Origin of the sequence: Roseburia zhanii, from assembly GCF_014287635.1 — a bacterium.
GTDB classification, from domain to species: Bacteria; Bacillota; Clostridia; order Lachnospirales; family Lachnospiraceae; genus Roseburia_B; species Roseburia_B zhanii.
In genome coordinates this window covers 33,069-58,373 of the sequence record NZ_JACOPH010000004.1, presented here as the reverse complement: position 1 = coordinate 58,373, position 25,305 = coordinate 33,069, and the positions used below count along the sequence as shown (strand labels likewise).

At 40.9% G+C, this 25,305-nt stretch carries 26 protein-coding genes; 20 read left to right on the top strand and 6 right to left on the bottom strand.

Going from position 1 to position 25,305, the window contains the following annotated elements:
* The 3 genes from H8S17_RS06640 to H8S17_RS06630 all read left to right on the top strand — a co-directional run bounded on the left by H8S17_RS06640 (position 1) and on the right by H8S17_RS06630 (position 7,283).
* Positions 1-4,170 (top strand): HAD-IA family hydrolase, encoded by a 4,170-nt coding sequence (locus H8S17_RS06640; RefSeq protein ID WP_186866689.1) that lies wholly within the window; start codon positions 1-3, stop codon positions 4,168-4,170.
* A gap of 11 nt (positions 4,171-4,181) precedes the next feature.
* Complete coding sequence (locus tag H8S17_RS06635) at positions 4,182-4,976, top strand: class I SAM-dependent methyltransferase (RefSeq protein ID WP_186866688.1); 795 nt, start codon at positions 4,182-4,184, stop codon at positions 4,974-4,976.
* 276 nt (positions 4,977-5,252) lie between these two features.
* Positions 5,253-7,283, top strand: a complete 2,031-nt coding sequence (locus tag H8S17_RS06630; protein ID WP_186866687.1) for an HAD family hydrolase — start codon at positions 5,253-5,255, stop codon at positions 7,281-7,283.
* Between the two features lie 166 nt (positions 7,284-7,449).
* On the opposite strand, the gene H8S17_RS06625 is transcribed toward H8S17_RS06630, so the two are convergent.
* A complete protein-coding gene (locus H8S17_RS06625; RefSeq protein WP_178051389.1) occupies positions 7,450-7,620 on the bottom strand; it encodes a DUF362 domain-containing protein in 171 nt (56 codons plus the stop codon).
* A gap of 242 nt (positions 7,621-7,862) precedes the next feature.
* On the opposite strand from H8S17_RS06625, the gene H8S17_RS06620 reads away from it, so the two are divergent.
* Positions 7,863-8,072, top strand: a complete 210-nt coding sequence (locus tag H8S17_RS06620) for a DUF1858 domain-containing protein (RefSeq protein ID WP_178051388.1) — start codon at positions 7,863-7,865, stop codon at positions 8,070-8,072.
* Between the two features lie 74 nt (positions 8,073-8,146).
* Here the strand turns inward: H8S17_RS06620 and H8S17_RS06615 are convergent, their stop codons facing one another.
* A complete protein-coding gene (locus H8S17_RS06615) occupies positions 8,147-8,926 on the bottom strand; it encodes an adaptor protein MecA (RefSeq protein ID WP_186866686.1) in 780 nt (259 codons plus the stop codon).
* 222 nt (positions 8,927-9,148) lie between these two features.
* On the opposite strand from H8S17_RS06615, the gene H8S17_RS06610 reads away from it, so the two are divergent.
* The 4 genes from H8S17_RS06610 (at position 9,149) to H8S17_RS06595 (ending at position 13,379) form a co-directional block, all read left to right on the top strand.
* Complete coding sequence (locus H8S17_RS06610) at positions 9,149-10,555, top strand: serine/threonine protein kinase (RefSeq protein ID WP_186866685.1); 1,407 nt, start codon at positions 9,149-9,151, stop codon at positions 10,553-10,555.
* Positions 10,446-11,057 (top strand): hypothetical protein, encoded by a 612-nt coding sequence (locus H8S17_RS06605; RefSeq protein ID WP_186866684.1) that lies wholly within the window; start codon positions 10,446-10,448, stop codon positions 11,055-11,057. Before H8S17_RS06610 ends, H8S17_RS06605 begins: the two co-directional genes overlap by 110 nt.
* Positions 11,058-11,132: 75 nt before the next feature.
* Positions 11,133-11,342, top strand: a complete 210-nt coding sequence (locus H8S17_RS06600; RefSeq protein ID WP_178051384.1) for a hypothetical protein — start codon at positions 11,133-11,135, stop codon at positions 11,340-11,342.
* A gap of 300 nt (positions 11,343-11,642) precedes the next feature.
* On the top strand, positions 11,643-13,379 hold the full coding sequence (locus H8S17_RS06595) for a glycosyl hydrolase family 18 protein (protein WP_186866683.1): 1,737 nt from the start codon (positions 11,643-11,645) through the stop codon (positions 13,377-13,379).
* Here H8S17_RS06595 and aguA read toward each other — a convergent pair.
* The 4 genes from aguA to H8S17_RS06575 form a co-directional block, all read right to left on the bottom strand.
* Positions 13,363-14,469 carry an agmatine deiminase gene (gene aguA, locus H8S17_RS06590; protein WP_186866682.1) on the bottom strand — a complete coding sequence of 369 codons (1,107 nt, stop codon included), beginning with the start codon at positions 14,467-14,469 and terminating at the stop codon, positions 13,363-13,365. The two genes, H8S17_RS06595 and aguA, sit on opposite strands and share 17 nt — an antisense overlap.
* A gap of 11 nt (positions 14,470-14,480) precedes the next feature.
* Complete coding sequence (gene aguB, locus H8S17_RS06585; RefSeq protein WP_186866681.1) at positions 14,481-15,350, bottom strand: N-carbamoylputrescine amidase; 870 nt, start codon at positions 15,348-15,350, stop codon at positions 14,481-14,483.
* A 201-nt stretch (positions 15,351-15,551) separates the two neighbouring features.
* Entirely contained in the window at positions 15,552-16,244 is a 693-nt protein-coding gene (locus H8S17_RS06580; protein ID WP_186866680.1) for an N-acetylmuramoyl-L-alanine amidase, read from the bottom strand.
* Positions 16,245-16,324: 80 nt separating this feature from the next.
* The gene (locus H8S17_RS06575) at positions 16,325-16,972 is read right to left on the bottom strand and encodes a cupin domain-containing protein (RefSeq protein ID WP_186866679.1); all 648 of its coding nucleotides are present in this window, start codon (positions 16,970-16,972) and stop codon (positions 16,325-16,327) included.
* A 367-nt stretch (positions 16,973-17,339) separates the two neighbouring features.
* Between H8S17_RS06575 and H8S17_RS06570 the strand changes: the two genes are divergently transcribed.
* The 12 genes from H8S17_RS06570 to atpG all read left to right on the top strand — a co-directional run bounded on the left by H8S17_RS06570 (position 17,340) and on the right by atpG (position 25,227).
* Positions 17,340-18,389, top strand: coding sequence for an L-threonylcarbamoyladenylate synthase (locus tag H8S17_RS06570; protein WP_186866678.1), 1,050 nt, complete (start codon positions 17,340-17,342; stop codon positions 18,387-18,389).
* A gap of 23 nt (positions 18,390-18,412) precedes the next feature.
* Entirely contained in the window at positions 18,413-18,865 is a 453-nt protein-coding gene (locus tag H8S17_RS06565; protein ID WP_330595654.1) for an arsenate reductase/protein-tyrosine-phosphatase family protein, read from the top strand.
* A gap of 2 nt (positions 18,866-18,867) precedes the next feature.
* A complete protein-coding gene (gene upp / locus H8S17_RS06560; protein WP_178051377.1) occupies positions 18,868-19,497 on the top strand; it encodes a uracil phosphoribosyltransferase in 630 nt (209 codons plus the stop codon).
* A 26-nt stretch (positions 19,498-19,523) separates the two neighbouring features.
* Positions 19,524-20,009: a dCMP deaminase family protein gene (locus tag H8S17_RS06555; RefSeq protein WP_330595653.1), complete on the top strand. Its 486-nt coding sequence runs from the start codon at positions 19,524-19,526 to the stop codon at positions 20,007-20,009.
* Between the two features lie 15 nt (positions 20,010-20,024).
* Positions 20,025-20,276: an AtpZ/AtpI family protein gene (locus H8S17_RS06550; RefSeq protein ID WP_178051375.1), complete on the top strand. Its 252-nt coding sequence runs from the start codon at positions 20,025-20,027 to the stop codon at positions 20,274-20,276.
* Positions 20,257-20,646: a hypothetical protein gene (locus tag H8S17_RS06545; RefSeq protein ID WP_178051374.1), complete on the top strand. Its 390-nt coding sequence runs from the start codon at positions 20,257-20,259 to the stop codon at positions 20,644-20,646. The genes H8S17_RS06550 and H8S17_RS06545 overlap by 20 nt, the downstream gene beginning before the upstream one ends.
* Positions 20,647-20,650: 4 nt before the next feature.
* Complete coding sequence (gene atpB, locus H8S17_RS06540; RefSeq protein WP_178051373.1) at positions 20,651-21,373, top strand: F0F1 ATP synthase subunit A; 723 nt, start codon at positions 20,651-20,653, stop codon at positions 21,371-21,373.
* A gap of 99 nt (positions 21,374-21,472) precedes the next feature.
* On the top strand, positions 21,473-21,730 hold the full coding sequence (atpE, locus tag H8S17_RS06535; protein ID WP_178051372.1) for an ATP synthase F0 subunit C: 258 nt from the start codon (positions 21,473-21,475) through the stop codon (positions 21,728-21,730).
* 47 nt (positions 21,731-21,777) lie between these two features.
* Positions 21,778-22,293 (top strand): F0F1 ATP synthase subunit B, encoded by a 516-nt coding sequence (gene atpF, locus H8S17_RS06530; RefSeq protein ID WP_178051371.1) that lies wholly within the window; start codon positions 21,778-21,780, stop codon positions 22,291-22,293.
* Positions 22,281-22,847 carry an ATP synthase F1 subunit delta gene (gene atpH, locus H8S17_RS06525; RefSeq protein ID WP_186866677.1) on the top strand — a complete coding sequence of 189 codons (567 nt, stop codon included), beginning with the start codon at positions 22,281-22,283 and terminating at the stop codon, positions 22,845-22,847. Before atpF ends, atpH begins: the two co-directional genes overlap by 13 nt.
* Entirely contained in the window at positions 22,844-24,349 is a 1,506-nt protein-coding gene (gene atpA / locus H8S17_RS06520; protein WP_186866676.1) for a F0F1 ATP synthase subunit alpha, read from the top strand. The genes atpH and atpA overlap by 4 nt, the downstream gene beginning before the upstream one ends.
* Before the next feature lie 23 nt (positions 24,350-24,372).
* Positions 24,373-25,227: an ATP synthase F1 subunit gamma gene (gene atpG / locus H8S17_RS06515; protein WP_186866675.1), complete on the top strand. Its 855-nt coding sequence runs from the start codon at positions 24,373-24,375 to the stop codon at positions 25,225-25,227.
* Positions 25,228-25,305 lie beyond the last annotated feature (78 nt).

Sequence of the window (25,305 nt, the reverse complement as noted above, 5' to 3'; positions counted from 1 at the left end):
ATGGGAAAGTTTAAAGATCATATCTATGATGTATTGGTAAGGGAAAATCCAAATGTGCAGTATGAATATGAGCGCTATGTGATGGAAAATATCAAAGAGCATTATGAACATCACATGAAGCACTTAAGAATGCTTTTTCGCTTAAAATGGCATTACCAGATCAAAAAAAGGACGACACCGTTACTCTACTGGGATAAATTTGCAGAAATCAGCCAGAACCTTAAGCAGCCGGAAACGGGAAAGCAGGCGGTACTAAAAGATACGAAGAAAGCAGAAAAGATCTATTATTATGAAAATGATGAAAAAAGACTTTCCGTAGAGGAGTTTTTAGGAAAGTTATTACCATATCAGGTCATTTCTTTTGATATTTTTGATACGCTGATCTACCGCAGCGTCGAAAAGCCGAATGACGTGTTTCATCTGATGTCATCGGAAATGGGGCAGAATGATTTTACCTATATCAGAAAGCAGGCAGAAAAAGAAGCAAGGGATAGTAAAGAGCGGAGAGAAGGACATCGGGAGATCGTCTTATCGGAAATATATGACATTTTAGAGAATGATTATCATATAGAACGCAAATGGATGCAAAGAGAGATCGGATTAGAACTTGAACTGTCTATGCCAAATCCATATATGCAAAAAGTATATCAGTTATTATGCACATTACAGAGCAGGCTGCATAAGACGATCGTCTTTACAACAGATATGTATCTTCCATTAGAAGTGATACAGCAGTTATTAAAGAAGAATGGCTATGATGTTTATGATAAGATCTTTTTGTCAAATGAGTGCAAGGCACGAAAAGGAGATGGAACGCTGCAAAAGATATTAGCAGAGGAATATCAGGAGCAGACGATCGTACATGTAGGAGATAATCTGCAGGCAGATATAGAGAAAACAAAAGAAGCAGGGATCGCTGCTGTTTATAATGCCGACAGCCACTTTGTATATCGGGAACCGGAACTTGAGAATATTGCCGGAAGTTTTTACCGCGCCGTTATCCAGACGACGATGAATACAGGACTGTGGGATAAAGATCCCTATTATTCCCATGGATACCGTGTGGGAGGAATCCTTGCAGCCGGATATTGTGAATTTTTAAACAAGCTCGTAAAGAAAAAACAGATCGATAAGATTTTGTTCTGTTCGCGTGACTGCGATATTTTATATCAGGTATATGAGAAATTTTATAAAAAGACAGATGCAGAATATATTAAGATCTCACGTTATGCGATTTTTAATATCACGACAGAACATTACCTGTATGATTTAGACAGACGTTATATCATGCGCTATCTGAACTTATATAAGAGCCGCAAGACGATCGGGACGATACTTCTAGAAAGCGGATATGGGTATCTGATCGACGAGCTTGAGGAATATAATCTTGACCGCTACCAGTTCCCGTGTGCGATCACAGATGAACGGAAATTCCATAATTTTATCAAGGGCTGTGCAGAGAAGATCAAAGAGCATAACAGGGAATCCATACAGGCAGCGAAACAGTATTTTTCTGAAATGATCGGTGATGCAAAAAAACTTCTGATCGTAGATATCGGCTGGTCGGGAACCTGCATCACGGCTTTAAAATATTTTATCAGGGAACAGCTCAAAGATAAACAGTGTCAGGTATCCGGTGCACTGATGTGTACCAATAGGGATGATACCCTAAAGAACAGTATCCAGTTTGGGGAGATTGAAGCCTATATCAATACGCCATTTGAAAACATGGATATCACAAGATACATATATCCCGGCCCGCCAAAGAGCCGTTCTGTGACGCTGATGGATAAGCTGCATATGCCGCTGGAATTTTTATTTACATCGACAGAACCGACGCTGCTATCTTATCAGCTAGGGGAAGATCAGGAAGTCTGTTTTGAATATTCGAGCCATATTGTGCCAAATCCGGAACAGATTACGCAGATGCAGGCAGGTATTTTGGATTTTGTAAGTACATTTCTCACGTATACAAAGAGATGGCAAGGCTCATTTCTCATACCGCCTTATACCGCATTTCTGCCTTTAAAAGAGGCGATCAGCCATGAGCGGTACAGTTATGAGATCTATAAAGACTTTTTATATGATGCAATGTCAGCACCATATTCGACAGAACGTGAAAGCAGATATGCAGAACTGTTTGAACGTTCCTATGCAGAATCTGTCAATAAATCAGAAGATGATAAATATAAAAAGCGGATCGTATTCATATCACCTGAAATGGTTTATAGCGGAGCACCGCGAAGCCTGCTCCGCATGTGCAGGGTGGCAGTAAATCTTGGATATGCAGTGAGCGTATGGAGTGCGCAGAGCGGGCCGTTTATGGAGGAATATGAAAAAGCCGGCATAGCTGTGAAGGTCGTAACCGAGCAGGAGATCAGGTCGGAAACATACAGCAGAGTCATTGAAAGTTTTGATATGGCAGTATGTAATACGATCATGACTGCCGAATATGCGAGAGTCTGCTCCCAGTATATACCGACAGTGTGGTATATCAGAGAAGCGACAAATATACCGGATTTTATCGTCAATAACTTAAGACGGGAATACATCTTAAAAAACAGTTTGGATATCTACTGCGTCAGTGATTATGCGAAAGCTGCGATTGAGCAGTTTACAGATCATCCGGTAAAAGTGATCCATAACTGCGTCGAAGATGAAGCTGATATGGCAGTTCCTTATACAAATGGAAGTGATCCGGTTGTCAAGTTCGTCCAGTTTGGTACGATGGAATACAGAAAAGGCTATGATGTTTTATTAGAAGCCTATTTAAGAATGCCAAAAGAGTATCAGAGTAAGGCAGAATTGTATTTTGCAGGAGGATTTATCAACAGTGGAACACCGTTTTGTTCCTATCTGTTCCGAAAGATGCAGGGACTTTCTAATGTACACTACCTTGGCTTAGTCAAAGGAGAAGAAAATAAGATAGCAACACTCTCGAAAATGGACGTTGTCGTTGTTGCATCCAGAGATGAATCCTGTTCCTTAGTTGCGCTTGAAGGTGCAATGCTTTCAAAACCACTGATCGTCACAGAAAATGTCGGGGCAAAATATATGGTTTCCGAAGAAAACGGCATGGTGGTAAAAACTGCTGATGTGAATGACCTGATGACTGCCATGATGCAGATGATAGACCGTAAGAGTGAACTTGCCAAGATGGGAGCAGCATCGAGAAAGATGTATGATACTTATGCAAGTATGCAGTCCTATACACAGGATATGAAAAAAATGTATGCACTTACAGCAGTCAAAAAGAAAGCGGAATTTAAAAAGATGCGGGAGAGAAACCGCGAAGTATTTTCGGAGAAGGCAATACAAAGCGGTATAGCAGGGCTTGCAGATACAGATCTGACCGAAAAAGAAAAGACATATGACAGGGTGATCGTATCACTGACATCGCATCCGGGGAGGATCGGGATCGTCTATCAGACGATACAGTCCCTTTTAGAGCAGAGTGTGACACCGTATAAGATACTGCTCTGGCTCTCAGAAGATCAGTTTGAGGGAAGAGAGGCAGATCTGCCGGGCATTTTACTTGCATTGGAACAGGATGTCGATTATTTTGAGATCCGTTTTGTAAAAGGCGATATCGGGCCGCATAAGAAATATTATTATACGATGAAAGAATATCCGGATGATCCGGTCATTATCGTTGATGATGATGCCATCTATGACAGGAATTTAGTAGAACGGCTGTTAGAAAGTTATCAGAAATTTCCAGACTGCGTATCGGCAATGCGCGTAAATCTGATCAACTTTAAAAGAGATGGAAGTTTTATGGACTATGCCGGCTGGATCATGGATTATAAGATACTTTTAGATATTCCATCTACACAGTTAGTACCGGTAGGTGTCGGAGGGGTATTATATCCGCCGCATACACTGCCAGAAGAAGCGTTTGATATAGAGGCAATAACAGAAAACTGCTTATATTGTGATGATCTGTGGCTTAAGATCATGGCATCACACGATCAATATAAGACCGTTGCAGTCAAACGGTTCTGTACAGAGAAGCTGATCGATGGTTCACAGGACGTTGCATTGTGGCACAAAAATGTTTTTGGAGATAATAATGACAGAAGCTTAAAACATATTATGTCTTATTATGACAGGCAGTTTCAGGACTTAAATGCATTGATGGAATGGCTGCATAAAGACAGATTTATCTAGGAGGGATCAGAGTGTATAAACAAATTGGATTGTATGACCTGCAAGAGGATATTTTATCCAAAACAACGGAAAGTTATTGTGAAATGACAAAAGCAGAACATGGATTTTTATGTGGGCTGATCAAAAAATTCCAGCCTGGGAAAGTCGTTGAGGTCGGTGTTGCTGGCGGAGGAACAACTGCTGTAGTCATGAAATGTTTAGAAGCTGTTTCACCGGATGCAAAAATGTATTCGGTCGATATTTCAAAAGAGTGTTACAGGAGAAAAGGCAGACCAAGTGGATTTCAGCTGGAAGAAGTAAAAGAATTCTTAACGAATTATAAGAATCATCAGTTTTATTTAGGAAAAGTACTGCCAAAAGTCATAGAAGATATCGGTGGTGGGATTGATTTTGCGATCTTAGATACAGTACATGCCATGCCCGGAGAAGTATTGGATTTTCTGTGTCTGTTACCGTATCTGAAAAAAGATGCCGTTGTTGTCTTACATGATGTGACATTAAATCTAAGCAGATCTGAAAAGGCATTTGCCACAAAGATCCTGTTTGATACGGTTCATGCGGACAAGTATTATAATTACAAGGATCAGATCTTAAATATCGCGGCATTTCAGATTACAGAGCATACGTTACCGGCGATCGCCAATGTATTTTCGTCATTATCTGTCAGTTGGGCATATCTTCCAAACCTATCCGATATTATGGCATATCGTGATAAATATCGGGAATTTTATGAACAAGAGTGTATAGATTTATTTGATATTTTTTTAGATGCGCAGTATGCAAGATTTCACAGGCAGGAAGCGTAAAATGATGTTTATGCATTGGATGTAATACCGGAAAAAGTGGATTTCGTACATCAGGGAAAATCCCCATTTCAGAATAAAGAAATGGAGTAGGCTTTTGCTAAAAAAGATTTGCGATTAACGGCAGCTTCAGAGGAAGAAGCTGATTATAAAGATGCCGGTTATATTGTGATTGCAGCCCCGACAAATTACGACAGCATGCTAACAGGTATGATCCATGTCTTGATAATGTGATGGAAAAAGTTTATACAAGAGATATTTTCAGAAGGGACTAAGCAGATGCAGCTGTATGTATACAATTTTCTGGTAAACAGACACAGTGGGATAAAAAGCAGATATCATAAAGTACATGACGGAGCCTCCGGTATCAGGAGGCTTTATTCCTATGTCTATCTGTTGTGGTTAAATATCTGTTATTATCTGTTTTTCTGCCACAGATTAGGGGAAAATGCCGATGTCTTGGTATATGAAAAAAAGAAACTGCGGACAGATGTATCAGAATCCGCAGGCTGCAGACGGCAGAGCATACAGGAACTGACGGAGGAATTGCTAAAATATGAGGTGATCTCATTTGACTTATTCGATACCTTAGTATTCCGACCGTTTTCAGAACCGGCAGATCTATTTTATCTGTCAGGAGAAAAAATGGGGATTTTAGATTTTAAGAGGATCCGTATGGAACAGGAATATTTAAAAAGATGTGAGCAGTTTTCGACTTCAGGCAGTTATGAGATCACGCTGTCAGATATCTTTAACCGCATGGAACGTGAAACCGGACTTTCTGCCAAAGAGGGTATAAAAGCAGAGTGGCAGACAGAAGTTTCCCTTTGTTATGCGAATCCCTATATGCAGCAGGTCTATCAAAATCTGATCAGGGCAGGAAAGAGGATCATTATTACGACAGACATGTATCTGCCAAAAGAATGTCTTGGGCAGATATTAAAAAAATGCGGATATCAGGGTTATCAGAAACTCTATGTATCAAATGTTTATGGAAAAAGCAAAGCCGACGGCAGTTTATATAAAGAAGTTTTAAAAGAAAATCCGGAACTTATGGTGCATGTCGGTGATCATCCGGTCAGCGATGTGAAAATGGCAAAACGTGCAGGGATCACAGCCATATATTATCCGAATGTCAACCGTCTTGGAATGAGCAGCCGGAGTTATGATATGTCACCTGTGATTGGAGGAGCCTATCGGGGAATCGTCAATGCACACCTTTACAATGGGAAAGATCAGTATTCGATGGAATATGAATATGGATTTATCTATGGCGGGCTGTTTGCAGCAGGTTACTGCCATTTTATCCATACTTACTGCAAGCTGCATCAGATCAAAAAAATATTATTCTTATCGAGAGATGGCGATATCTTAAAGCAGGTATATGACAGATTATATCCGGATGAAACGATGATATATGCATACTGGTCGAGAAGTGCAGGCACAAAGCTGATGGCAGGATATGACCGCTATGATTATTTCAGGAGATTTTTGTATCATAAAGTAAATCAGGGTATCCGTATACAGAAGATCTTAGAAGCAATGGAACTTTCTGAGTTAGCAGAAGAATATCCAAATCCGAAAGAAGTATTGACAGATAAAAATGTGGAAACTGTCAAAGTATTTTTACAGGAACGTTATGATCGGATCTTACAAACATACGAAGGTGCACAAAAAGCGGCAAAAATATATTATACCAGACTTTTATCCGATACAGAACAGGCAGCAGTTGTGGATATCGGCTGGGCAGGAAGTGCAGCCATATCCCTAAGTTACTTAACGGAACAGATCTGGAAACTGCCCTGTAAGATCACAGGTATCCTTGCCGGAAGTAATACGATACATAATACCGAACCCGATGCATCAGAAATGTATTTTAAAACAGGCAGGCTGGTATCCTATCTGTATTCCCTGTCAGATAACCGAGATGTGATGAAAAAACATGATCCGGCAAAAAATTATAATCTCTATTGGGAACTGTTGCTGTCCTCTGCGAAGAAACCGTTAAAAGGATTTGCATTGACAGAGAATATCCGCAAAGATCAGATGGAATATGAAATTGACAGAGAAGATGACCGTATTGCATTTTATTTTGGAAAACCGGATGACAATCAGGCTGGTATTTTAGAGATACAAAAGGGAATCTTAGATTTTGTTGATGAATATGACAGGCATTTTAAGAACTATCCTTATATTTATGAGATCAGTGGCAGAGATGCCTATGCTCCGATGTTAGCCGCATCTGGATACCATGAGCGTTATTTGAAGGAAATTTACCGGAGATTTTGTTTGAAGGTGAATGTAGAGTGAAACATTTATCAATTCGAAACTGAACGGCTTCCTTTAGAGTGTTAAATTTCATCATCTGTGTTTCCTCCTTACTAAATTTTGGTCAGAAGCGGGAAAGAGTTGTATAATAGAAAAAGGTGCAACCTTAAATCACTAAGGTTACACCTTTTTCTATTATACTTTCGTATTAGCCCTGCTCGATTGCACCTGTAGGACAGACACCTGCACATGTACCGCATTCTACGCAAGCACTAGCGTCGATATCATATTTTCCATCTCCAGCAGCGATTGCACCTACTGGACATTCTCCTTCACAAGTTCCACAGCTAACACATGAATCTGTAATAACGTAAGCCATTGGTAATTCCTCCTTATGTAATTCGATTATAGTTGAGCTACACTTATTTCTTAGCTTAGAAATATTTTAATACAAAAGATTAGTGAATACAAGTGGGGAGAAAGTATTTTTCGAAGTACATAGAGAAAAGGGGAATAGAAGGATTGCATAAAAAAAAGAAACGTATTATAATGACCAAGTCAGGCAATATGAATGATATGCTATACAATAGCAGATACTGATAAATATAAGGAGGTACAGATATGACACAGGTTACAAAGTCCACAATGATCGGAGAATTACTCCAGATTGATGAAAACATTGCACCAATTCTTTTAAATATAGGAATGCATTGCCTTGGATGCCCATCATCCCAGATGGAAACGATTGAGGAGGCTGCTATGGTTCATGGAATTGAGCCGGATGCATTAGTAAATGAGATCAATGCATTTTTAGCAAAAGACCTTGCATAAGAAGAATACAGGTACAGAATCGTTACAAGCATATAAAAAGACAGGCTTATGAAAGTACAAGCCTGTCTTCTTTATTATAATTGTGCAAATGTCTGTAATGCATTATGTCTGCAAAGGATCGTATGATGCTCCGTATAATATGCCTCTGTCGCAGAAGTGATCACGCCCTGATTTGCATATTCTGCAAGAATGTTGCAGACTTTATTGAATACTTCCGGTGAAAGACTGCTCTTGTGCAGAATGAGGTAATATGTGTGGTTACGCACATCTTTAAAGAGAGAATTGTCACCATCATAAAAGCCGTTTAAAATATGTGCAAGTCTTGTAATATCTTCTAAGTTATGGAAAATAAACATCTTCGTCAAGTCGATCGCAACAGAAACATCCTCGTTAGATACTGAAGTTACAGGAGAAACCGGTTTGACCGTGTCCTTAAGCGGTACAAAATCTTCGGAAGATGCATTTTTTTCTTCAGCGATCTTCTTAAAGAGTCCTAAAATATCATCAGCACCCTCTGCGAAAATATCTTCCATATCGTCATCGTCATAATTTTCATAATCCTTTGGCGGGTTGGAAAATTTAGAAAAACGGGTATCTAATTCTTCCGGATATTCTACTTTTGTGATCAGTAAAATGATTGCTTCCGGTGAAACCGGAATGGCTTCGATCATCAGTGGAAGATCATCTGCTTCAAATCCAAATTCATAATTCGCCTGCTGGATCATGTCATGGAATAAAAGATTGGCTTTTTCTGTTCCATAGGCAAGTTCGCTCAGCCGGATATGTCGGTTTTCTAAATCCTGCTGTGTCAGAGTGCAACGGATCTGGTTATCATTTATCTTTTCTATTTTCATATAATCACTTCCTTTTTTGAAAATGAGATAATTCGTTCTTTAAATTTTACTATATTATAAACAAATGCGTATCTTATGTAAAGTATGGTTTGTTATTAAAAAAATATAAACTATCTAAAATAAAACGAAAAACGCTTGAAACTGTCAGACACTTATGATATATAAAAACACAAGAGATGCTTTTTCCGTAAAAATGGGAAGGAGCGAGTAAATATTCAAGAAATGATCTGGTTTGACAGATATCTTGTTCTTTCTGAAATTGGAAAGGGAAGCGGCAGTACAGTATATCTTGTCAGACATCAAAAGCTGGGTGAATACCGTGCGGTCAAACGCATACCTAAATCATCAGATACTACCCGGCAGATTCGGGAGGCTCATATCCTGAATCATCTGAAACACCCTAAGATTCCAAGAATATATGATATAGAGGAAGATGATGAAGCCTGCTATATTGTAGAGGAATATATCGAGGGAGAATCTTTAGAAGCAGTTATGCTTCAATCATCATTTATTACCCTGAATTTTATCTATCATACGATCATGGAAGTGGCAGATATTTTAGAATACCTGCATCAGTTAAAACCATATCCGGTCATTTATCAGGATCTGAAAGCAGAACATATCATGATCACAAAGCAGGGAATCAGGCTGATCGATTTCGGGATTGCAGCCTATTTAGATGATACAGGGAATAAATTCCAAAACTTTGGGACACCGGAGTATTGTGCACCGGAAAAAGAAAAAGCAGGGATCATAAGTGTAAAGACAGACATTTACAGTCTGGGAAAATTGTTAGAAGCCATGATCAATGCAAATGGAGAAAAAGAGTCCCAGTGTCTTATGCGTATTGCAAAGAAGGCAGCAGCCTATGAGGCAGATGAGAGATATCCGACCATAGGGGCATTCAAAAAAGATCTTACAGAGCATATGCATTCCAAAAAATTTTCAACGAATCAAAAGCATCTCTTGAAAAAAATCGTAGTAGCCGGCAGTCAGCCGCATATAGGAACAACCCATGCAGCGATCGCAATGAATGTCTATCTGAACCAGAAGAACAGACTTTGTATATACAAAGAAGAAAATACCAGCAGGATGATGCGAAAAGCCATCTTAGAAGGAGGCTTTTTGAAGGAAGGCGGACTTTACCGCAGGGGAAATTTTCTTGGTATGCCAAAGTATGGGGCAGGTGTACAGGCAGATATACCTAAAGAAGCCATAGAGATCATGGACTTTGGAAGTGACATTGCAAAAGCTGTGTCAGAGGAGGCAGACCGGTATCTGTTATTGACCGGCAGTAAAGAGTGGGAAATGGAAGCCGCAAAAACGGCATATAAAGCTTTTAAGGAGAAGGCAGAGTTTACGATGATCGTAAATTATGGCAGCAGCCGGATAGCAAAAAAGTATGCGGTAGAATATGGACGCAGTATCTACTGTTTTCCCTTAGATGCAGATCCGTTTTATATGACAAAAGAAAAAGAAAAGTTGTTTGAAAGACTGCTGGAACAAAAAGGAGGTGGAAGTGAAGCAGAGAAATGTACGAAGTATTGGAATTGCCGGAAGTATCTGCGGCAGTGGGGTAACACATTTATCCATAGCATTGGCAAATTATGCAGCAAGCGGTCTGGGTGAGAAAACCGCATGTCTGGAATTAAGCAGACATGGGGAGCTTCGGCACTGGAAGGCAGTCAACGAAAAAAATTATTTTACAGATGCAGGTATCAGCTATTATCCTGATGTACAAAAAGATAAGATCCCGATCCTTTTAAACAGGGATTATGACAAGATCATTATGGATGTAGGAGATGCTTATATAGAGTTTCGGGAAGAACTGCTTCGGTGCGATCAGAAGATCGTACTGCTGAATTTGAATCCATGGCAGGAATTTGCGGCCGAAAGACTGATACGCATGATGCAAAGTGAAGACTGGGGTGGTATCAAACCGGTTTTTGCAGGCGTATTTATTGAAGATGCGGTCAGAAAGAAGTTCGAAAAGACTTATGGGATACAGATGTTAAAAATACCATGGATTCCGGATCCGCGGTGTATCCATACAGAAGATTTTTCCTGTATGGAATATCTGTTAAATGCTATCGGAAAAGGAAAAAGAAAAAAATCACGACTACCCTTTTAGAGAAAGGAATATATCAGTTTTTCACAAATAGCAGTTGTATATTTTTGGTCTGGGGGTAAAGTGAGGGAGTAGCATATGAATAATGAAAGAAAAGTGCAGTTGTTTGTAGAACTGCAAAAGATCGAACAAAGGGGAATTACTTTGTGGTTAGAAGGTATACAGAGTACTTCCGTTGGTATAGCAGATGCTGTGTTTGTTAATGAAGATGAAGCATACATGCGTGATTATATTTATGATGAGGGGGTGTTAAAAGAACTGCGGTTTGACCGGGTGTGTAATTTATAAAGCCGACGTATCACCGCAGTATCGAACAAATTATTTGTAACCGTAAACCACGGGATTATGTGTAGAATAACATTCAAAGAGGGTTCCTCAATGCCGGATATTGAATGTCAGATAAAAGGATAAAAGAAAATGATCACTGTTTTCATTTAGAAGAACAGGGTTCAGGTGTGGGTAGCTCCCTTTTACGTTGCAAAACTTTAAAAGGGACTGCTCATTTCTGTATTTGATTCTCAAATAGGGTATGCTATAATAAGCATCAGTGAGTAAACATCGGACAGATACGAAAGGAGAAAAGCAGAAATGGAGCGTAGAAGACAGCGGCAGTCAGTGATCTTAATCGCAGCAGTTGTGATCATTATTATTTTCGTTATTATAATAGGAAAAATCATCGATAGATATACACCGACAAAAGAAGTGATGGATCTGTATGAATACTATGGACTTACGAATGATACATCCGCAGCGATCGTATTGAATGATGAAGTGATCGAGCCACAGGCAGTGATCAAAGATGGTATGGCATATCTTGATTATGATACCGTTAAGAATCTGCTTAATGAACGTTTTTACTGGGACGGATATGAAAATATCCTGTTATATACAACACCGGAAGATGTTATTTCAGCGTCGGCTTCCAGTAAAGATTATTATGTGACAAAAGAAAAGAAATCGGAAAATTATATGATTGTATATGCAGATACTTCTACGGCATACATTGCAGTAGATTACGTGAAGAAATTTACGGATATCACATATCAGTTCTTTTCAGAGCCGAATGTGCTTGTGATGCGGACAGATTTTGCAAAAGCGAAAACGGCAGCGGTAAAGAAGGCGACACAGGTTCGTTACAGAGGCGGGATCAAGAGTCCTATTTTAGCAGAAGTTGAAAAAGATGATGTTTTAACGATCTTAGAGAGCGGAGATAACTGGGATAAAGTTGCCACAAGCAAGGGTGTCATCGGTTATGTGCAGCAGAAAAAGTTAGGAAAAGAAGAAGAAAAAGGTTATAAACATTCACCGGTCAAAGAAGAATTTTCCCATATTTTAAAAGACCATAAGATCAATATGGGCTGGCATCAGGTGACGACAACAGATGCAAACAGTACGGTTGCTAATGTGATCTCAAATACAAAGGGGTTAAATGTGATCTCTCCGACATGGTTTTACTTAAATGACAACGATGGAAACCTTATGAATCTGGCAAGTGCAGATTATGTAGATTATTGTCATAGTCAGGGAGTGGAAGTATGGGCGCTTGTCAGCAATTTAGAAAATGAAGAAGTGGATACGACCGAAGTTTTAACACATACTTCAAAACGTACCAATGTTGTCAATCAGTTGATCGCAGCAGCCATTCAGTATAATTTTGATGGGATCAATGTGGATTTTGAGGCATTGTCAAAAGATGCCGGAGAGGGATATATCCAGTTTATCAGGGAATTATCCTTAAAATGTGAAAATAACGGCATTGTATTGTCTGTAGATAATTATGTACCGATGGAATATAACCTGTTTTATGATAGAAAGGAGCAGGCGAATTTTGCAGACTATGTGATCATCATGGGATATGATGAACATTATGCAGGTTCTGATGAAGGTTCTGTAGCTTCGATCGGTTTTGTAAACCAGGGAATTGAAGATACGTTAAAAGAAGTTCCGGCAGAGCAGGTGATCCTTGCCGCACCGCTGTATACAAGGGTATGGGCACTGACACCAAAAGATGCCGGAGAAGACGTTGAGGCAGCATCCGAAGATTATGTGCCATATGAGCTGTCTTCCCAGGCAGTTGGTATGCAGGAGGCATGGAATATGGTATCCGCCAACGGTGTAGAACCAACATGGTCTGACGAGGACGGACAATATTATGCCGAATATGTCAACGATGGTGTCACCTATAAGATCTGGTTAGAGGACACCAGATCCTTAGAATTGAAATTGCAGGCAGCTACAGACAATGGTCTGGCAGGTGTGGCTTTCTGGAAGTTAGGATTTGATGATGCAAGTCTTTGGGACACTGCGATCAAATATCTGAACTGATGGCAGGCTGCTGTTGCGTGATACAGTGGATATTGCCACCGCCATAGACGATCTCTCTTGTCATGACACCAACGGCTTTTCTGTCGGGGAAAAGGGACTGGATCTGTTCAAGTGCAAGAGCGTCATTTGCATCGTCATACTGTGGTACGATCACACCGCCATTTACGATCAGAAAGTTCAGATAAGATGCGATACAGAGTTCGCCGGCAGGACGGCCGATGCTGTCAGAAGTCTTGTCGATCATAAAGTTGCCAAGCCGGACAGGTTCTTTGGTGCAGCAGATCTTATGGACTTTTAATTTCCTGCCTTTTGCATCTGTCATTTTTAAGAGCCGGTGGTAAGCATCCTGCGACTGTCTGTAAAATGGGTGGGATTTATCTTCTGTATAAATACAGGCAGCTTCTCCGGGACGGATAAAACAGGCAACATCGTCGATATGTCCATTTGTTTCGTCTGGATCGATGCCGTCTTTTAACCAGAGGACTTTGCTGCAGTTTAGGTATTCGCAGAGTTTCTGTTCGATTTCACCTTTACTAAGTGAAGGGTTGCGTCCCGCACTTAACAGACACATTTCCGTAGTCAGGACGGTTCCTTCCCCATCGACATGGAAGGAACCGCCTTCTAATACAAAATCATTCGTACGGTAAGAATCAACATGTTCTAATTCACAGATCTTTCGTGCAACCATATCATCTTTATCCCATGGAAAATATAAACCGTCTGTCAGACCGCCCCATGCATTAAATGTCCAGTCACAGGCTCTTAGATCCCCATGGTCATTGACAAGAAAACTTGGACCACAGTCCCTTGCCCATGCGTCATTCGTAGACATTTCAATGACTGTGATCTCAGGCGGAAGCTGATTTCTGCAATTAGCATACTGTGCAGATGATACAAGCATATTGACAGGTTCAAATGCAGAGATTGCTTTTGCAACCATCGCATAAGCCTGCTGGGCAGGCTTTGCACCGTCACGCCAGTTATCTGTCCGTTCCGGCCAGATCATCCAGATCTTATCCTGTGGTTCAAATTCGGCAGGCATACGGAATCCATCTGTTTTTGGTGTAGAATCAGTTATTCGTTTTGCCATAGCAATCCCCCCTAACATTCACCATGTGTCAATAATGTCTGATACATTTCCGGACGACGGTCGCGGAATACACCCCACTGGCGGCGTTTCAGGGCAATCGCATCTAAGTCAAATTCAGCAACTAAGACCGTTTCGTCAGTACGGTTTGCCTCTGCGATCTTTGCACCGGTTTCATCTGTAATAAACGAAGAACCATAAAAAGTAAGTTCTGTATTGTGGATCTCATCTTTTTCTGTTCCGATGCGGTTAGAAGCGATAACCGGCATGATATTTGCAGCAGCATGTCCCTGCATACATCTCTGCCAGTGGTCTTTCGAGTCTAACGGAAGATAGAGTTCACTACCGATCGCAGTCGGGAAAAGAAGCATTTCCGCACCCTTTAAGGCAAGGCATCTGGCTGTTTCCGGGAACCACTGATCCCAGCAGATACCAAGACCAATCTTTGCATAGGCTGTGTTCCAGACGATAAATCCGGTATCGCCGGGTGTGAAATAGAATTTTTCAGCGTAAGGAACACCGTCAGGAATATGTGTTTTATGGTATACGCCAAGAATACTGCCATCAGCATCGATCATGGCAACGCTGTTAAATGCTTTGTTTCCGGCACGTTCAAAAAAGCAGACCGGAATCACGACTTTTAATTCTGCGGCCACTTTCTGGAAACGCAGTACAGCAGGATTTTCATGCAGAGGAGTGGCTAGTTCTGCATAGTCAAAGTTATGGTGCTGACAGAAATACGGATGCTCAAATAATTCCTGTAACAAAATGATCTGTGCTCCTTTTTGGGCAGCTTCACGTACTAGGCGTTCTGCTTTGTCAAGTGTTTCTTTTTCATCCCATGAGCAGCTCATTTGTGTAGCTGCAACTTTTACATTTCTCATATTGATGTCCTCACTTTCGTTTTTAATAACAAAAAAGCACCCCTTATGGGATGCTTCGTCGCAAAATCGTATTATTTATTTTTCTTTATCATAATCAAAAAATGTGAAAAGGTCAAGATGGGATTCACTTATTTTGTCAATTTCCTTCCATGCTTCTTCTAAGGTAAATGTATCGCCATTACAAATAAAATTGCGAAACCATCACGGTTTCGCCAAATACTGCAAAATCCCCATCATCACAGCGTAAGCAACCTTATCCTGATACGTTTCCTCATTTAAAAGCTCTGCCTCACTCTGGTTGCTTAAAAACCCACATTCCACGATGACGGTCGGAGTGGGCGTTTTTTTGAGCAGATAATAGCTTTCGTTTGCCTTTTCAATGCGGTGGTTTTCGGGATCAAGCCTTGTGACTAAACTTTCCTGAATCTTGTTCGCCAGCTTTTCGCCCTCTTTTGACTGTCCGTAAAAGAAAACCTGAGCACCCTTTACATATTCTTCGGGGTAGCTGTTCTGATGGATACTTACCGTAAATACCGGCATCGTTTCCGTAATGATCTGACAGCGGTTCTGCATATCCTCCACTTTCATGTTTTTCGTACCCGGAGTATACAGACCGTCAGCAGTTGTACGAGTCATCACGACTTCATAATCCTGACTTTCGAGCAGGCTTTTTAATTTGTATGCAATGACCAGATTGATGTCTTTTTCTAAAGATCCATTGATCCCGATCTTTCCGGGATCGTCACCGCCATGTCCGGCATCGATCACAATACAGTTTTCATTGACGGTTTTTGCCATTTTACTTTCTACTGCGGAAATCGCTTCTTTTCGGGATAATATGAATGCAGTAAAAAGTAAAATGACTGTCATTCCCAATTCAATTTTCTTTTTCAAACAATAGCCTCTGCGACACTTCTTATCTTACTGTATGAAGCAGGGTGTTGTCTTAATGACAAAATCCCATGGTATGATACTTATTCAAGTACGAGTAACAATGCCATTTTGAATCTGCCATTTGCAGTTACACTATGCAGACCATTTTTATCGAAACGGAAATTTTCACCGGCAGAGATCGTATAGTCAGTGCCTTCGTAACCGATGGTTGCACTTCCTTCCAATGCAAAAATGATCGCATTGCCCGGTGCACGGTGCGGGGTAAGGCCTGTGCCTTCGTCAAAAGCCATAAGCACGAATTTCATGCTGTCATTACCGACAACATCAAGATTGCTGATGCTTCCTTCCTCATAAGAAATTAAGTCTTTCAGTTTCATAACTTCGCCTGATTTGATCATACTATTCATAAGATTCTCCTTTTTCATAATGATTTCTGTATAGATACTTCCAGATGCAGTTTCCACTCCACAGAGAGTACCAGCCGGTACAATGAGCAGATCCCCGCCTGTAAGAGGCTGCTTTTTTGGGTGTTCGCCGATCAGAAAATCGGCAGTACCTGATGCACCGATATAGACAGATGTCATATCGTAACACTCCTGACTGATCGACGTTTCTTTTGCAAGGGAAAAATAGGTAACAGAAGTTTTTGTACCCAGTTTTGCATCTCTTGAAATGGTCATGCCGTCCTTGATAGGGCGTAACTGTTCAATCGTAAATACACTGTCCATAATGTATGCCTCCTTTGCATTTTCATGTACTCCCGAAGTTTTCTAAAAGTACATTTTGTATTTTACAACAGATTGATGAAATTGTCTGTTGTAATTACAACATGATTAAGACAATATAGTTTGTGTGGTAAAGCACCGGATTATTCCGTTGCAGTTCACAGATATCCCTGCGAACTGCAACTTCGCAGCCCCATTTAAATTTTGCTGCGCAAAAGGGGGGCTGCTCACGCCCGAATCACGGTCATACGCACCTAAACAGCAAGGTGTTTAGGTGTTGTCTGAACAGTAACGATTATTCTTTGCAGACAGACATCTGTCCGCTTGAAAACGCTTCACATTTTTTTATGAATGTGGTATATTGTTGTTTATGAATACACAGATTTATAAAATAGACAGCAAAGCTGTTGACCATCAGAAAATGGAAGAAGCTGCACAGCTTATCCGAAGCGGAGAACTGGTAGCATTTCCAACAGAAACGGTATATGGTCTTGGTGCGGATGCATTGAATCCACAGGCTTCAAAGAAGATTTATGCAGCGAAAGGTCGGCCTTCTGACAATCCGCTGATCGTGCATATAGCAAAGTTTGAAGATTTAGAGGATATTGCAAAAAAAGTGCCGCAGGAGGCAAAAAAGTTAGCAGACGCTTTCTGGCCGGGACCACTTACCATGATCGTTGATAAAAATGAAAAAGTACCGTATGAAACTACAGGTGGAATGGATACGGTAGCCATCCGTATGCCAGATCACCCGGTTGCATTAGAACTGATCCGGCAGAGTGGCTGTCTGATCGCAGCTCCGAGTGCCAATACTTCCGGCAGACCGAGTCCGACGTTAGCAGAACATGTCGCAGAGGATCTAGGCGGAAGAATACCGATGATCTTAGATGGCGGTGAAGTCGGTATCGGGATCGAATCGACGATCATCGATCTGACAGAGAAGATACCGATGATCTTACGGCCGGGTTATATTACAAAAGAAATGTTAGAAGCAGTGATCGGAACTGTCCAGACAGATCCGGGGATCATTGCAGCAGATTCCACAAAAAAACCGAAAGCGCCGGGCATGAAGTACCGCCATTATGCGCCAAAAGCCAATCTTATGTTAATAGATGGGGCAAAGTGTGCTGTTGTGGATAAGATCAATGAACTGACAGATGCTATGCATTCAGAAGGTAAAAAAGTCGGGATCATAGGAACCGATGAAACGGTTGCATCTTACCGTGGGGATATGGTTCTAAGTATCGGAGCCAGAGAAGATGAGGATGCGATCGCAAGACACTTATACAAACTGCTAAGAGAATTTGATGAAGCAGATGTAGATGTTATCTATTCTGAAAGTTTTGCAACACCGAGGATCGGACAGGCAATCATGAACCGTCTATTGAAAGCAGCAGGACATCAGGTACTTACGGTATAACAGGAGCAGCAGGGGGAAGCAAATTGTATAATAAGATTATTTTTGTAGCAGAAAATGGAACTTGCAGGGCACCCATGGCAGCAGGTATATTAAAAGACATGCTTCCCGGTAAGCAGATTGAGATCCTGCCCAGAGGGTTAGTCGTGTTATTTCCAGAACCATTGAACCAGAAGGCAGAAGCAGTTATGATAAGCAACGGACTTCCGACAGAAGGATATATGTCGCAGCCGCTTACAGCCGAAGATCTAGAAGAAAATACCCTGATACTGACCATGGAGAAAAAACAGCAGCAGAAGGTATTAGAGATGTTCCCGGAAGCTAAGGGGATTGAAGTATATGTTTTAACAGAATATGTGGGAGATGAATTAGAAATAGCAGATCCTTATGGGGGAACACTTCAGATGTATGGGTTATGTTATGAGATGTTATCATCATCCATTAGAAAATTCGTAAATATTTTAAACGAAGGAGAATGAATATGTCAAAAGTAGTCGTTATGGATCATCCATTGATCCAGCATAAGATCGGATGGATAAGGAGAGTAGAGACAGGTTCAAAAGATTTCCGTACATTAGTCAGTGAGATTGCAATGCTGATGTGTTACGAAGCAACGAGAGATTTAAAATTAACAGATGTGGAGATCCAGACACCAATCTGTAAGACAACCGTAAAGGAATTACAGGGTAAGAAATTAGCAGTTGTACCGATCCTGCGTGCAGGACTTGGTATGGTAGACGGTATGTTAAATCTGATCCCGGCTGCAAAAGTAGGCCACATCGGATTATATCGTGATCCTGATACAAAAGAGCCGGTGGAATATTATTGTAAATTACCGGAAGACTGTTCGGAAAGAGAAGTATTTGTTGTAGATCCAATGCTTGCAACAGGTGGTTCTTCCGTAGCAGCGATCCAGATGTTAAAAGACAAGGGCGTAAAGAATATACGTTTAATGTGCATTATTGCAGCACCGGAAGGTGTCAAGAGAATGCAGGAGGCACATCCTGATGTAGATGTTTATATCGGGGCATTAGATGATCATTTAAATGAAAACTGCTATATTGTACCGGGCTTAGGAGATGCAGGTGACCGTATCTTTGGTACAAAATAAGACTGATCACAAGGAGGCGGATGCTTTTGAGCGATAAAAGACAGGATTATATCAGTTGGGATGAATATTTCATGGGAGTGGCAATGCTTTCTTCCATGCGTTCGAAAGACCCGAATACACAGGTAGGAGCCTGTATTGTAAGTGAAGATAATAAGATATTGTCAATGGGATATAACGGATTCCCTCTAGGCTGTTCGGATGATGCTTTTCCATGGGCAAGAGAGGGCGAACCGTTAGATAACAAATATCTTTATACAACGCACAGTGAGCTGAATGCCATATTAAATTACAGAGGCGGCAGCTTAGAAGGAGCAAAGCTGTATGTATCTTTATTTCCATGCAATGAGTGTGCAAAAGCAATTATTCAGGCTGGGATAAAGACAATCATTTACGATAGTGACAAATATGCACATACACCACCGGTCATTGCATCAAAGCGGATGTTTGATGCGGCGGGGGTGCGTTACTATAAGTATGAGCATACAGACAGAGATATCTGTCTGCATGTGTGATCTGCGGGGAATATTATGAAATACAAAAAAAATGTATATCAATCCATTGCCATGATCACCCAGTTTGGGATCAATATGATCGTGCCGATCTTTATGTGTACGCTGTTAGGTGTATATATTGGAAAAAAATTTGATATGATGATCATTGTGATCCCGCTTTTTATCATAGGGGCACTTGCCGGATTCCGGAATGTTTATATCATGGCAAAGAAAATATTTGAGCAGGAAAGCGACAGGGATACAAAGCATGTTAAAAAGACTCAATAAAGTATTGCCGGAACTGATTTTAGGAATACTGATCTATGGGATACTGGTACAAATTACCGGTATCTGGTTTGTGAAGGATAAGTTATCCTATTCCATAGGATTGTGGATCGGTGTTCTTTTGGCGGTTGGAATGGCGATCCATATGGCGGTCGTCATTGAAGATGCTGTCAGTATCGGCAGCAGTCAGGGCAGACTGATCACAATGTCACTGCTCCGCTATCTGGTAGTTGTGATCGTATTTGTAGTGATCAGTTATTTCCATATAGGAGATCCCATTGCCGCATTTGTCGGAGTAATAGGGTTGAAAATAGCTGCCTATGCGCAGCCGTTTCTTCATAAAGCGATTTTAAAAAAGCGAAAAAGGAGGTGAGATGATGAGCAGTGCGATTTTGATGGCTTCCGGTGCAGACATAGATATTATGGTGCATGGACTTTTTTCATATGAAGTGTTCGGGCAGACATGCTGGATCACAACAACGCATGTATGTATGCTGATCGTTATGATTATACTGATCGGATTTTTTATCGCAGCGAACCGGAAGATCAAACATGCAAAAGAAGTTCCTGACGGATTCCAAAATGTCGTTGAACTGATCGTAGAGATGCTGGATAAGATGGTACAGGGAGTTATGGGTATCAATTCACCTAAATTTGCCAATTATATCAGTACAGTCTTTATCTTTATCCTGATGAGCAATATATCCGGTATTTTCGGATTAAGACCACCGACAGCAGATTATGGAGTGACCTTTGCATTAGGTGTTATGACATTTTGCCTGATCCAGTTTAACAAATTTAAGCATCAGAAGGTCAAAGGTGTCTTAAAGGGCTTATGTGATCCATGGCCAATCTGGGCACCGATCAATATCATCAGTGATATTGCAGTACCGATCTCATTGTCGCTGCGTTTGTTTGCAAACATCTTGTCAGGAACGATCATCATGGCACTTGTATACGGTCTGTTAGGATGGATCGCAACATTCTGGCCGGCAGTGCTCCATGTATACTTTGATCTGTTCTCAGGGGCGATCCAGACATATGTATTCTGTATGCTGACAATGACATATATCAATCAGGCGCTTGAAACAGAGGAATAAGTATAACAGTTTACTGCTGTATCAGTAAACAATCAATCAGACAGAAATTGAAACTGTTTTATACAGTTATCAAAAATAATCTTTCAGGAGGAAATCATTATGAATATTACAGGAGATCAGTTAATTTTAGCGTGTTCAGCAATCGGTGCAGGTCTTGCAGTTATCGCAGGTATCGGACCTGGTATTGGACAGGGTATCGCAGCAGGTTATGCAGCAAGTGCAGTAGGTAGAAATCCGGGAGCAAAATCTGACATTACATCTACGATGTTATTAGGACAGGCAGTAGCAGAAACAACCGGTCTGTATGGTTTGCTGATCGCTATCCTCTTGCTTTTCGTAAAACCATTATTATGGTAATCAGTGTGCAGTACGAAAAAACGGAAAGGAGGGTGAACTTCTAAATTATGGACAGGTTGTTTGGACTTGATATGCAGCTTCTGATGGATGCACTTCAGTTTGCAGCATCTGTGCTCGTATTATTTGCATTAGGCAGTTATCTGCTTTTTAATCCGGTTCGTAAACTGTTAAAAGACAGACAGGACGGGATCAAAAAAGACATTGACGATGCGGCTGCTGATAAGGAAAGTGCAAAAGAATTAAAAGATCTGTATGAAGGAAAACTCAAAGAAGTAGATAAAGAAGCAGAGCAGATCTTAAGTGAAGCAAGACAGAAGGCACTCAAAAACGAAGCTAGGATTATTGACGAAGCAAAGGAAGAAGCCGCCCGCATTATCAAAAGAGCGAATGAAGAAGCTGTATTAGAGAAGAAGCGTGCAATGGATGAGGTAAAACAGGAAATGATCACGATCGCATCCATGATGGCAGCGAAGGCGGTTGCAGCTTCCATAGACACAACAATTCAGGATACGCTTGTAGAAGAAACGTTGAAAGAAATGGGTGATTCGACATGGCAAAGTTAGTATCAAAGACATATGGTGATGCATTATTTGAGGTTGCGGCAGAAGAGAACCGTATGGATGCCCTGTTAGACGAGGCAGACGGTATACTGACAGTATTAAGGGAAAATGCCGGATTATCAAAAGTGATGACGCATCCAAAAATCGTAAAAGAAGAAAAGCTAGATCTCATAGATCATATTTTCAAAGGACGGGTATCAGACGAAATGGTAGGTCTGATGCGGATGATCGTCGAAAAGGGACATTTTGGAGAACTTGAATCTGTACTTGAATATTTTATTGCGCAGGTAAAGGAATACAAGAATATCGGTATTGCTTATGTTACAACAGCAATGGAGTTATCAGATGCACAGAAAGAGCAGATTACAGAAAAACTGATACAGACGACAAAATATGTCACATTTGAAATGCATTATGAGGTAGATACCGCATTGATCGGCGGTATGGTGATTCGTATCAAGGATCGGGTTGTAGACAGCAGTATAAAGACAAAACTCTATGATCTATCCAGAGAATTATCCAAAATACAGTTGAAAGTAGGTGAATGCGCTCCATGAATTTAAGACCAGAGGAGATCAGTTCTGTGATCAAAGAACAGATCAAAAGATATGCAGCGCAGCTTCAGGTATCTGATGTGGGAACCGTTATTCAGGTAGCAGACGGTATTGCACGTATACACGGACTGGAGAATGCAATGCAGGGAGAATTATTAGAATTCCCCGGTGAAGTATATGGCATGGTGTTAAACTTAGAGGAAGATAACGTTGGTGCCGTATTATTAGGTGATTCAAGAAATATCAATGAAGGAGATACCGTAAAGACGACCGGCCGTGTGGTAGAAGTTCCGGTAGGCGACGCAATGCTTGGACGAGTTGTCAATGCATTAGGACAGCCAATCGATGGCAAAGGCCCGATCGAAACCGATAAATACCGCCAGATCGAGCGTGTAGCAAGCGGTGTTATTTCCAGAAAATCTGTTGATACACCTTTACAGACAGGTATTAAGGCGATTGATGCCATGGTACCGATCGGACGTGGACAGCGTGAGCTGATCATTGGTGATAAACAGACAGGTAAAACAGCGATTGCGATCGATACGATCATCAACCAGAAAGGTAAAGATGTAAAATGTATCTATGTAGCGATCGGTCAGAAAGCATCTACGGTTGCTTCAATCGTGAAAACATTAGAAGAATTCGGAGCAATGTCTTATACGACAGTCGTTGCTTCTACAGCGAGTGAATTAGCTCCGTTACAGTATATCGCTCCATATGCAGGATGTGCGATCGGAGAGGAATGGATGGAAGCAGGTCAGGATGTACTTGTCGTATATGACGATTTAAGTAAACATGCAGCTGCATACCGTACACTTTCCTTACTTCTGAAAAGACCACCAGGACGTGAAGCATATCCGGGTGATGTTTTCTATCTTCATTCAAGATTATTAGAGCGTGCAGCAAAATTAAATGATAAATTAGGCGGAGGTTCCTTAACAGCACTTCCGATCATTGAAACACAGGCAGGCGATGTATCTGCATACATTCCGACAAATGTAATTTCCATTACAGATGGTCAGATTTATCTTGAAACAGATATGTTTAATGCAGGTTTCCGTCCGGCGATCAATGCAGGTCTTTCCGTATCACGAGTAGGTGGTGCAGCACAGATCAAAGCGATCAAGAAGATTTCTGCACCGATCCGTGTGGAATTGGCACAGTATCGTGAGTTAGCAGCATTCTCCCAGTTTGGATCTGAATTAGATGCAGACACCAAAGAGAAGTTAGCACAGGGTGAAAGAATCAAAGAGATCTTAAAACAGCCGCAGTATCAGCCGCTTCCGGTAGAAAAACAGGTCATCATCATTTATGCGGCAACCAAGAAATATCTGATCGATATTCCGGTAGATGATATCTTACGTTTTGAAGAAGAATTATTTAATTATGTAGATACAAAATATCCTGAGATCTTAGATTCTATCCGTGATACCAAAGAGTTGACCGAGGAGAATGAGAAAGCATTAGTAAAAGCAATCGAGGAGTGTAAAGCATCCTTTAAGTAGAAACAAGAAGGCGGTGAAATGATATGGCCTCAATGAGGGACATAAAGCGAAGAAAAAGCAGCATACAGAGTACGCAGCAGATCACAAAAGCCATGAAACTGGTTTCTACAGTTAAACTGCAAAAGGCAAAAACAAAAGCAGAAGAAACGAATCCATATTTTGACCATATGTACCAGACCGTATCTTCCATGTTGAAACGTTCTGGAAATATCATGCATCCGTATTTAAAAGCAGGCACATCGGAGAAAAAAGCTGTGATCGTGATCACATCTAACCGGGGATTAGCAGGCGGTTACAATTCTAATATTGTAAAACTGATTACGGAAGGTGATTTCAAAAAAGAGGATTTAGAGATCTATGCGATCGGAGGCAAGGGACGGGAAGCGTTAGAACGCCGTGGATATCATATTGCATACAGTGATACCGAAGTGATCGAATCACCATCCTATGATGAAGCCTCAGCCATTTGCAGAAAAGTGCTTAATTCCTTTCAGGAAGAGGAAATCGGTGAGATTTATTTAGCATATACCCATTTTAAGAATACTGTCAGCCATGAACCAAAGCTGATCCGTTTACTTCCGGTAGAAGTAGATGAAACAGAAGCAGATGAGAAGTCAAATGTTTTAATGAACTACGAGCCAAACGATGAGGAGGCTTTAGATAAGATCATTCCAAAATATGTGACAAGTCTGTTCTATGGTGCATTAGTAGATGCAGTAGCAAGTGAGAATGGGGCTAGAATGCAGGCAATGGATTCTGCAACCAGCAACGCAGAAGATATGATTAGTGATTTGTCCCTGAAGTATAACAGAGCACGACAAGGCTCGATTACACAGGAATTGACAGAGATTATTGCAGGTGCGTCCGCTATTTCATAAATAAAGAATATTTCAGAATACAGGATGCACAGGTGGTTTCTGTTTCATAGATTTAACAGAAACTGCCGGAATAAAAAT

Bases quoted from the DNA above. Each gene is read 5' to 3' on its own strand.
- aguA (WP_186866682.1), bottom strand. From the start codon at position 14,469: ATGGCAAAACGAATAACTGATTCTACACCAAAAACAGATGGATTCCGT.
- H8S17_RS06550 (WP_178051375.1), top strand. From the start codon at position 20,025: ATGAAATACAAAAAAAATGTATATCAATCCATTGCCATGATCACCCAG.
- atpF (WP_178051371.1), top strand. From the start codon at position 21,778: ATGGACAGGTTGTTTGGACTTGATATGCAGCTTCTGATGGATGCACTT.
- atpH (WP_186866677.1), top strand. From the start codon at position 22,281: ATGGCAAAGTTAGTATCAAAGACATATGGTGATGCATTATTTGAGGTT.
- aguB (WP_186866681.1), bottom strand. From the start codon at position 15,350: ATGAGAAATGTAAAAGTTGCAGCTACACAAATGAGCTGCTCATGGGAT.
- H8S17_RS06620 (WP_178051388.1), top strand. From the start codon at position 7,863: ATGACACAGGTTACAAAGTCCACAATGATCGGAGAATTACTCCAGATT.
- atpE (WP_178051372.1), top strand. From the start codon at position 21,473: ATGAATATTACAGGAGATCAGTTAATTTTAGCGTGTTCAGCAATCGGT.
- atpB (WP_178051373.1), top strand. From the start codon at position 20,651: ATGAGCAGTGCGATTTTGATGGCTTCCGGTGCAGACATAGATATTATG.
- H8S17_RS06600 (WP_178051384.1), top strand. From the start codon at position 11,133: ATGAATAATGAAAGAAAAGTGCAGTTGTTTGTAGAACTGCAAAAGATC.
- H8S17_RS06640 (WP_186866689.1), top strand. From the start codon at position 1: ATGGGAAAGTTTAAAGATCATATCTATGATGTATTGGTAAGGGAAAAT.
- H8S17_RS06630 (WP_186866687.1), top strand. From the start codon at position 5,253: ATGCAGCTGTATGTATACAATTTTCTGGTAAACAGACACAGTGGGATA.
- H8S17_RS06575 (WP_186866679.1), bottom strand. From the start codon at position 16,972: ATGGACAGTGTATTTACGATTGAACAGTTACGCCCTATCAAGGACGGC.
- upp (WP_178051377.1), top strand. From the start codon at position 18,868: ATGTCAAAAGTAGTCGTTATGGATCATCCATTGATCCAGCATAAGATC.
- H8S17_RS06595 (WP_186866683.1), top strand. From the start codon at position 11,643: ATGGAGCGTAGAAGACAGCGGCAGTCAGTGATCTTAATCGCAGCAGTT.
- atpA (WP_186866676.1), top strand. From the start codon at position 22,844: ATGAATTTAAGACCAGAGGAGATCAGTTCTGTGATCAAAGAACAGATC.
- H8S17_RS06610 (WP_186866685.1), top strand. From the start codon at position 9,149: ATGATCTGGTTTGACAGATATCTTGTTCTTTCTGAAATTGGAAAGGGA.
- H8S17_RS06570 (WP_186866678.1), top strand. From the start codon at position 17,340: ATGAATACACAGATTTATAAAATAGACAGCAAAGCTGTTGACCATCAG.
- H8S17_RS06615 (WP_186866686.1), bottom strand. From the start codon at position 8,926: ATGAAAATAGAAAAGATAAATGATAACCAGATCCGTTGCACTCTGACA.
- atpG (WP_186866675.1), top strand. From the start codon at position 24,373: ATGGCCTCAATGAGGGACATAAAGCGAAGAAAAAGCAGCATACAGAGT.
- H8S17_RS06625 (WP_178051389.1), bottom strand. From the start codon at position 7,620: ATGGCTTACGTTATTACAGATTCATGTGTTAGCTGTGGAACTTGTGAA.
- H8S17_RS06545 (WP_178051374.1), top strand. From the start codon at position 20,257: ATGTTAAAAAGACTCAATAAAGTATTGCCGGAACTGATTTTAGGAATA.